The 2278-nt window shown below is 56.6% G+C and carries 3 protein-coding genes; 2 read left to right on the forward strand and 1 reads right to left on the reverse strand.

The window, feature by feature from the left end:
• The first annotated feature begins 143 nt into the window (after positions 1 to 143).
• Together U1839_RS26705 and U1839_RS26710 are read left to right on the forward strand one after the other, a co-directional pair.
• A complete protein-coding gene (locus tag U1839_RS26705; RefSeq protein WP_332806593.1) occupies positions 144 to 473 on the forward strand; it encodes a hypothetical protein in 330 nt (109 codons plus the stop codon).
• 531 nt (positions 474 to 1004) lie between these two features.
• Entirely contained in the window at positions 1005 to 1766 is a 762-nt protein-coding gene (locus U1839_RS26710) for a transposase (protein ID WP_332806594.1), read from the forward strand.
• 48 nt (positions 1767 to 1814) lie between these two features.
• Here the strand turns inward: U1839_RS26710 and U1839_RS26715 are convergent.
• A partial coding sequence (locus U1839_RS26715; protein ID WP_332806595.1) for a hypothetical protein occupies positions 1815 to 2278 on the reverse strand: 464 nt, incomplete at its 5' end.

The raw sequence follows: 2278 nt of genomic DNA on the forward strand, positions 1-2278 counted from the left end.
CTATGTTGCCGGCGGGCGGTATCAGTCCAGGCCATCTGCTTCTCCTATCGTCTCGACAACGACGGTGAATCACAACCTACTGATATCGCTCAACCACTTTCCGCTCGGGCTCTAAGGTTTTTGTAGTCGCAAGCACGTTAGCCTTGAGCGGTGTCGGCAACGAATTGCGGATATCTCCTCTTAGCGAGCAAGCGGAAAAGTCGGATGAAGTTCTGGTGGGCGTGGCAGGCAGCCCCTCCAAATGTACAAATTATAATATAAACTGCATCGCATTCTCGGTTGAGGTGTCTTTTAAATCGCTAAGGCATTCTGCTAAAACAGAAAAAATATTAGTAATTGATAGTAATATCAACGAAGAATCGATTGAAAATTGCTGTGAAAAAGGAAAGAGGTATTTAATTTTCCTTTCCAAAAGAGCAGACGGCTACTATCAAGCAAATAACGGCTTAAACTCTATAATAGAATTGCGCTAATGTAGTATAATTACGCGAATTACATGGGGTAATCGCGTAATTAGAATTACCGAATTGAATTACGGTGAATTACGGAATTAGAATTACGGTGACACGTGGAATTACGGTGACACGTGCAATAACCACTAAATAGCCTCACCACGGCGACCACCAACCTCGACGGCACTGCGCGCACGCTGGCCTATCAACACGACCCCGACGGCAACCGTACGCGCGTCACCCACCCCGACGGCACGTACTTCGTCTATGGCTATGACGCGGTCTCGCGGCTGGACGGTCTGACGCACGACCTGACCGGCACCTCGGGCGATGTCAGCTGGGGGCTGGGCTACAACCCGGTTAGCCAGATCCTCGCGCAGACGCGCGGCAACGACGCCTATGCCTTCGCCGGCTATGTCACCGCGAGCAAGAGCTATGCCGTCAACGTAATCAAATTACGGTGGCACGTGAAATTACGGTGAAAATTACGGTGACACGTGCAATAACCCCCAATCTCTTGCACTCGACATCCAACCACGCTAACCTCCAACCATGGCCCGCCTCCCGCGCATCGTCCTGCCCGGCATCCCGCACCATGTGACGCAGCGCGGCAATCGCCGCGAGAAGACCTTCTTCGAAGATGGCGACTATGCGCTGTATCTCGATCTGCTCGCCGACGCGGCGGGCCGGGCAGGGGTCGAAATCTGGTCCTATTGCCTGATGCCCAACCACGTCCACATCGTCGCGACGCCGGGCGACGAGGACGGGTTGAGCCGCACCTTCCGCTACGTCCATCGCCATTACACCGGCTATATCAACGCCCGGCTGCGCGTGACCGGCCATCTCTGGCAGGGCCGCTTCAGCTCGGTGGCGATGGACGAGCCGCACCTCGTCGCCGCGCTGCGCTATGTCGCGCTCAACCCACTGCGCGCGCGGCTGGTCGATCGACCTGAGGACTGGCGCTGGTCGAGCACCCGCGCGCTGATCGCGGGCCGGGACGATCATGTTGTCACCGTCGCCCCAGCGCTGGCGCGCGTCGGAGACTTCGCCGCCTTTCTGGGCGAGCCGTTCGACGATGCGTTGACCTATGCCGGCTTGCGCAAGGCCGCGAGCGTCGGGCGGGGTCGAAGGAATGGCTCGCGGATATGGAAGCGAAGACGGGGCTCAAGCTTGCGCCGGCAAAGCGTGGGCCGAAGTCGAAGGGCGGCGTCGGTGATTAAAGGCTATTGCTCGTGTCATCGCAATGTCATTGTTATAAATATCCAGGTCTTTAGAAATTTGCCTAGCTTTACCGAAGTAAAAAGCCGACGTTGATTTGTATGCCTTTAAGAATTCTGACGGCCCCATTACTGCCGAAACAGATTAATTGTCAGTCGGCGTGTCTGAAATATCGCAATCGCCTGTTGCTGCCGATGGCGGCCCCGGATCATAGACAACGATCGGGCGACCCGGGTGCAGTGCGCCAACGACATCGCGAGAAGTCTCGTCACCGATCTGCCAGGCGAATTTGGCCCATTCGAGTAGAACATATCGCCTGGGCGATGGAGGACGTGGTTGTGAGCGGCGAAACCGCGCCATCAGCCAGCGCTCCACCGCCGCCTGCTCGGGGGCAAATTGATATTGGTCGGAAGGGCCGCACATGACCTCATATTCCGTGCAACCACGCTTGATCTGTAACGCCACGTCCGGCCCCACGCCCGGTGATGCATCCAGAGGTGGCTCGGTAAATCTGGACAGGCTGCAAAGTGGAGTTTCTGCCTGAACGCGGCCAGCTTGGCTGCCGAACAGGAGATCGTATGACGAAGCGAACACGCCGGAACCACAGC

Origin of the sequence: Parasphingomonas halimpatiens (genome assembly GCF_036663795.1) — a bacterium.
Taxonomy (GTDB): domain Bacteria; phylum Pseudomonadota; class Alphaproteobacteria; order Sphingomonadales; family Sphingomonadaceae; genus Sphingomonas.